The 6813-nt window shown below is 44.7% G+C and carries 6 protein-coding genes; all 6 read right to left on the reverse strand.

Features of this window, described 5'->3' with window-relative positions:
- Nucleotides 1-186: 186 nt before the first annotated feature.
- The 6 genes from CAG69_RS01760 to CAG69_RS01785 all read right to left on the reverse strand — a co-directional run bounded on the left by CAG69_RS01760 (nucleotide 187) and on the right by CAG69_RS01785 (nucleotide 6665).
- Nucleotides 187-1131, reverse strand: a complete 945-nt coding sequence (locus CAG69_RS01760; protein WP_161442440.1) for a hypothetical protein — start codon at nucleotides 1129-1131, stop codon at nucleotides 187-189.
- Entirely contained in the window at nucleotides 1124-2116 is a 993-nt protein-coding gene (locus CAG69_RS01765) for a DUF2169 family type VI secretion system accessory protein (RefSeq protein WP_005386096.1), read from the reverse strand. Before CAG69_RS01765 ends, CAG69_RS01760 begins: the two co-directional genes overlap by 8 nt.
- A complete protein-coding gene (locus CAG69_RS01770; RefSeq protein ID WP_161442442.1) occupies nucleotides 2097-3416 on the reverse strand; it encodes a hypothetical protein in 1320 nt (439 codons plus the stop codon). The genes CAG69_RS01765 and CAG69_RS01770 overlap by 20 nt, the downstream gene beginning before the upstream one ends.
- 94 nt (nucleotides 3417-3510) lie before the next feature.
- The gene (locus CAG69_RS01775) at nucleotides 3511-3993 is read right to left on the reverse strand and encodes a hypothetical protein (RefSeq protein WP_161442444.1); all 483 of its coding nucleotides are present in this window, start codon (nucleotides 3991-3993) and stop codon (nucleotides 3511-3513) included.
- 2 nt (nucleotides 3994-3995) lie between these two features.
- Nucleotides 3996-6074 (reverse strand): type VI secretion system Vgr family protein, encoded by a 2079-nt coding sequence (tssI, locus tag CAG69_RS01780; protein WP_161442446.1) that lies wholly within the window; start codon nucleotides 6072-6074, stop codon nucleotides 3996-3998.
- A gap of 72 nt (nucleotides 6075-6146) precedes the next feature.
- Entirely contained in the window at nucleotides 6147-6665 is a 519-nt protein-coding gene (locus CAG69_RS01785) for an Hcp family type VI secretion system effector (RefSeq protein WP_005373415.1), read from the reverse strand.
- Nucleotides 6666-6813: the final 148 nt, after the last annotated feature.

Raw genomic sequence — 6813 nt, forward strand, 5'->3', positions numbered from 1 at the left:
GAACGTACTTGTATCAAGGTTGGTATTTAAAACAAACAGTAAGCCTATTATTTTAGTTATTATTACTAACTTATTAGAGTTTTTTACTTACGCTTTCACTGCATCAGTTATACGCTTTTTCGTGTTACAAACTTCAACCTAATAATATGAGTGTATTTTCATTGCCATTTGATCGATGAGTGCCTACTAACATTGCAGCAACTGGAGAATCCCCTTGTCACCATGAAAGTCAAACATTAACAACGTGGTTGGTTGCCTAAAATGGTGATCTCTGACCGCAAAGGCGATTAAGGCTAGAGAAGAGCAACTGCCCATCGTGCCCCACAACTCATTGATAAGCTGCGGTTGTTCTGGGTTCGTGAATCGTTCTGCTTTAGCCCCCAGAGCAAAGCCGTAATCTTCCGAGTGCATGCGAAGGTTCGTCATATCGGAATACACTTCACCAAATGAATCGAGCTTTTTACTCGCACGTTGAACAAGTCGAAACATGCCTCTTCGATCTGAAGTGTTTAATTCCGTATCAATGTAGCCAAGCTGCGCTTGAGGCTTAAGTTTCAATGTTTCTACGGTATTCCTTCGACAAAGAATTAAACCCGCCCCACCCTCGCTCGGAATAACGCCCCATGGATTATTCGTACTCATTACCATCGCATCGTCGATGAGTGTTTGCATCGAATTCACCAAGGAATCGACACTGATACACATCATGGCATCGTATTTATCCAATGATTTCATGGCCTGGAGAACGAAACTAGGCCCACTGGCATGAACGGCATTCACCACAGAGACAAATTCAGCGTAGTGACTTTCACCAAGCCATTCTTGCACCTTTACTAGTGAAACAGACGCAGGCACCGCTATAAGCAAAGGTATTGGTCTCAATGAACGTGGTAACTGCGCTAGCAATGAATCAAGCAAGTGGGTGATTAACTCGCACGTTTTCTCAAACTGCTCAATTTCTTTTGTGTATTCGATTTTGGCGTAAGTAAAACGCTCAATACCATCATCCCCTACACATTGGTCGAATCTTCCTAAATCAGCATACGAAACTGCACTAGCAATATCTAAATTCATACCGGTTGGCGTCATCACTTCCATCCCTAGCACGTAACGGCCTGTTGAATTATGCATGCTCGCTTACCTCTTCCAACTTAGTGATCGATGTCGACACCAACAAATGCTCCTTGCCCTGACAAGGAAACGCAGCGGTGTAACTGATTGATATAGTCTTCTTTTCCGCATCAACGAATAAGGTGTACATCGCCATATCAGCTTGATAGCTTTGATCTTTGAACGTCGCGATCGCACGGTATTTTTCTTTAGGAATTCGAAATGAAAGCGTGTCATCATGACAAAAACCACTCATCATCAAACGCTCCCCCCCACGAAGAAAGCCTTTGCACTGTTGATCAATAGGCGCGCTTTGGAAGAACCGCTTATCAAAATCGAGTGGCAACATTGGCTTGCGATTCTCAATCCAATCGTCATCGAACGTGCCGGCCAGCTTCTGGCGCGACTCAAAGAACGGAGGCACTGGCCCGAACCCCGCAACGCGTAGTTTTTTCGCGGCGGCACTCCAGTCCTCTCGGGGATAAAAAATCGAGGGTACTTTCTGTTCAAGCAATTCTTTGTTGGAGTCGGCAACCCCACCACCTATTCGGTTACGTAAATCACCGCCTACCGCGCAAGTGTAATCAATGTCTTTTTCAATAAATGGGACTGGATTGCTCAGCGTGATACTGCCAGCATGCTCAACCCATACGCGTTCCCCGTGAATAGCGAGAGTCTTATCGATATGACCATCAATCAGCACACGACACTCTTGGTATGTCACTGGCTTTTTCGCGTAGCTGCGCGCTTTGCCGTAAACAAGTACATCTGTGTTGTCTTTGGTATACGCGAACTCGTGGTCAACTTTCATCGCAGAGAAGCCTTCTTCGCCCAAATATTGGGGATCATCGAAGATTTCACTTTCACCTAATTCGTGCCAAACAACACCATCGAATTGCCATGTGCGTTTGGCGACCACAACCCAGACTTCATCGCCGTTTTCGTCACGTTGAAAACGACCTTTAAGTGACAGCTCAGGGTGCGCCTCAATATCCCATAACTGCATTGCTATTCCTTAAGTTGAATCGTTCGCTCGCAGAAGGTGCGGCCTTTAAATTGTTAAAGTTCCAGTCTTGTTGATGAATCGGCATTGCCATATCCCAAGGCACGTAGGCTCTGGATTGAATACAGAGTTGACGCCATAGCCAATCGCGGAACAGCACATCAACGTTAGCATCTTGCATCGCAGCTAACGTAGACTCGAAGCTCAATGCGTAACCCAAGCGGCTTGGTAGATTTTGGATATATTTTTCATCTTCCACCCACTCATTGAGAAGATCGACGATATCTTCCCATTCATACTCGACACCAACATCTTGCGGAGTCAGAGGAAGAAGTTTTCCGTAGACGACATACAAGGCTTGAAGCCAAATTTCACCCTCCGCTTCCTCCAGACTTTCCAAGTGCTCGATGATTGGGGGCATCAACTTCCAATCACCACTCAGCGCAAAATCAACAGGTGCTAATGGAGAAGAGATATCAAACGCCTCAAACTCTTTTAACTCAAGCAACTTGGCATAAGTGAGCACTTGCGCTGATGGTAATCCACTTGGTTCGATGCCAAAGCTCTGACGGAACCAAGTGCCTCTGTCACGTTTGGTAATCAAGCGTTCAAATAGATATTGTTCGCTGCATTCATTGTCATTAAGCCAATCAATCCCCTCTTTCACGTCTTGTAAAGCGAGTAGTGGCAAAGCAACATGAGAGCTAATGATGCTGGCTTTGTGCCAGCGCTTGATGAGAGAAACACTTAATGTTTGACGTACACGTAAGCATTCAAAGTAAAACGCACTGGATGTCGCATTACCCTCAATAAGCTCCGAAAGCGTGCTATCCATAGATTCAACCGGAGATTGTACAGCAACGACCATTGCAGTTTTAGCGTCAATATCTTCTAGCAAACTCAGTCCACACAAAAGGTTATCAATATCTGAACCTAGCTCTCCTTGTAACATGAGCCAGATATAGATTTCTGGCTCTTTGCTTCTTAATTGATGGAGTAAGCCCGGCGCTAATCGATAAAACGACAAGTACACCTGCTTCAGTTCTTCAATTTGGCGTTCGATCAGTTTGAGATACTCCAACTCACGACTTGGATAACCCCTTTTGTGAATTTGAACTCGCTGCCTGATTAAAAACCCGATACTTTCAGAAGCAATGGACAGCTTTTCATTACAGAAATCCAGCCATTTTACTGGCAATTGGGAAAGGTCGTTAACAGCGCGCTCAGCTTTTGCTAACGCGCCTTCGACTTCTTGATTGGTTATGGGTGCCTTTAGGTGCTCGACACCGATTCTTTGTCGCATCTAGTTATCCGTTATTAGCGTGCCATAACGCGATTGCAATTAGTTAATACAAAGTAATTAGCTAACTCGAAGTAAATTAGCTAACGCGATGTAACTAGTTAATTGCGATCGTTCCGCCTTGAATTTTTTGTGCTTTTTCTGCTTGAGAAGTGACGTACTTCGCTTTAGTGGTAATTCGTCCATCGCGCCCGCTATAGCGAGTTTCTGTCTCACCACTTTTGACTATCAACTCTTGTTCTGTCTCGATCACCATCTTCTTAGCTCGCAATACAAACTCATCAGAGTCATCCAGAATGGAGAAGAAAATGTCCGTCACAAGAGGCAAGCTTAAGTCGTCGTTCATGAACTCAATTCGACAACTTAATTGATTGTCGATAGCCATTTGCAGTTCAGAACGACGAAAGCCACGTCCTAGTCTCGCAGTGAGTGGCTGATTAAATGGGTTACCATCAAAATCAACTCGCACACTGCCCGTAGACTCATTGATATCCACTATTATTCCAAAACGCGAAAAGCAAGCCGTTGATTCGGCTTGCTGCTCTGATATTACTTCTGTTGTAAGAGGTTGTTTTTCCATTGTTAGTTAACCACTACGTTGCCACCTTTCACGACGACTTTGTCACTGCCTTCAATCGTAATAGCCGAGCCTGATAACTTTATTGAACCATCACTGTTCATCACTAAAGAGGAACCACCCGTTTTTAATACAATCTTGTCGCCACTGATAATTTGCGTCGCACCATCGGCTTTGTAAGCGGTGTTACCTTTCACTGATACCGTTAAGTTGCCACCAACCGTCTGGTTATCATCCGCACCAATGTCTGAACTCTTAGATGCACCGATAGTAAGGTTACTGTTTTCACCAATATCTAAATCATCATTTTTACCGATCTTAGTCGTACGGTTATCACCAATTTCTAAGTCAGAATTGTTTTTCACATACTGAGCTTCATTCGCGTTGTATGTGACGGTAACGTCTTGCTCGACTGTCTCGGTAAACGTACTGTTTACTTGTGTCGTTTTATGCCCATGAATGGTTTCTTTATGGTCACCGTGAACTTCATTCGTTTGGTGACGTGCAACCTTTAAGAACTCATCTTGACCGATATCACGGTAACGGTTGTTGAGCACCTTGGTCGACATGTCTTTTTGAGCGTGAATATAGACTTCTTCTTGGTTCGCTTCGTCTTCAAAACTCAACTCGTTGTAACCTGTTCCTTTGTGCGTTTGCGTGCGGAACGTGGTACGAGTTTTGTTTTCTGGCAAAGAGTAAGGTGGGAAATGCAAACCGTTGTAAACTGCGCCCGTAACTAACGGACGATCTGGATCCCCCTCAAGGAAAGTCACTACGACTTCATGGCCAATACGCGGCAAGTACACTGCGCCCCAAGTTGGCGCCGCCATGGATTGGCTTACGCGGATCCAGCAACTTGAATGTTCATCGTTATCGCCATAGCGATCCCAATGGAACTGTACTTTCACTCGACCAAGTTTGTCGGTGTAAATCTCTTCACCTTCTGGTCCTACAACGACCGCCGTTTGAGGGCCATCAACCACTGGTGCTGCTAGTTTAGGCGCTTTAAAAACCACATCACGTGGAATACATGAGAACTGGTTGTAGTAAGTGGTTGGCATACCACTCGCTTCATCTTCATGCACTTGCGGATCTTGCCCTGTGTGCATTACAGACAACATGAGGTAATCGCGGTTAATCTCAGAACGTGGGTGGTCACTGACGTTAAAGCTGTAACCAGATGCTAAGCGCATTACGTCACTCGTTGCTTCCACTTGTTGATTATCGACTATGTGTTCCGACATCCACTCCGTGGTTCTCACTTGGCCCATCAGCGGGTCAACGTATCGTCCAGGATAATCAAACTGCTTGAGATCTTGGTCGAGCTCGCCAGCCTGTGTCATCTCTTGTGGAATTTTAGGGTGTTCGTAGTTGTAATCTGTGTACGTAACCTGTCCCGTTCTAACGCGGTTAACTACCTCGAGATCAGAGATATGTTCGCGATCGGCAACACCGCCACCATCGGCATGATAAACAATCGGCCCAATATAAGAAGCATTTAGTGGCGAGCTTATCAAAGGTGCAATCGCGTCATTACTGTCAACAATGACCATCGTATGATTTGAATCGCTATGGTCAAAGTAATACCACATACCGTGTTCAGCCATCATACGCTGCACGAAGTGCAAGTCAGACTCACGATATTGCAGAACGTATTCTTTTGGAGGATAAGTACCCGACACTTCAAATCGGTAATCGGTGACTGCCCCATCATCGAGTACTTCTGTGATGATGTCTTGCGCTGACTTTTGCTGGAAAATACGACAATCTTGGCGCTGAGATAAGAACCAAGCTTGAGGAACTAAAACTAATTGATAACGCGAAAAACGACGTCCAGTCCCTAAGTAACGAACTTCATTCACCACGCCGTTGAACACACGCGCAGCCCCAACACCTTGTCCGTAAAGTGTCAATGTTCCAGCTTTACGTATTAACTCATCGAACGAGATATCTGGATCAAGTGAAAGTAATGAGAGATTGATGTGGAAAGGCTTAGATAACTCTTCATGAACATGAAAGCTCTCAACCCGAAATTCATGCCCACATCCAGGCACTTCAAATTTAAATTCTACGTCATTCACCATATCTTTTACCTGATACAAATAATCGAATTAGGGCCAACAATCGTTGGCCCTGAATCTTTACGCGACGAGCAATTAAGCTTCGCGTGGAGCACGCCAGTCGTCGTTACCCGCAGTACCACAGTTTTCGTGAGTTACTTCGATCGCACGGTAAGTGAACTTAAGCACTTCTTCTGTCACGCGGTCAGCTGTTGCTGCGTCTTGACAGTGGTTCATACGAGTTTGGATATCGACAAGTAGCGCATCAATCAATTTGATTGAGTAGTAGTGCTCTTGTTTACCTTGAACTGAAGTACGGTAGAAGCGGATCACACACTCAGGAAGTTTTTCGCCAGATACTAGTGCGTTGAATAGTAGTGGAGATGAGCGATCTTGAACTTTAGTTACAACAAGTGGACGGTGTACACGTTGACCAGTTGGCTGACCACTTTGTGGATCACGTGGAACTGTTAGCACGTGATCAAGTTCTTGTACTAGGAACTCATCAACGTGAGCTTCTTGCCATGTGTTACCTACTGAATCTGCAGAGTAAGTATCTTTAGTAATATGGCCTTGAGTCTCACCTTGGATAGACATATATGCTGGAGTTGGCATCGCTATTTCCTTTTCTAAAATCTGTTTTGTTTAAATCACCAAATCGCTTATCACCGCGACTACTTGGTATAATCAAAGTCCGTGCCAACTTTAAAAACACAACAAAAACAACGACTTAAACAAATCAAGGCATTATTCACTAATATCT

Source organism: Vibrio sp. V43_P6S15P86 (genome assembly GCF_009904725.1).
In the GTDB taxonomy this organism is placed as follows: domain Bacteria; phylum Pseudomonadota; class Gammaproteobacteria; order Enterobacterales; family Vibrionaceae; genus Vibrio; species Vibrio diabolicus.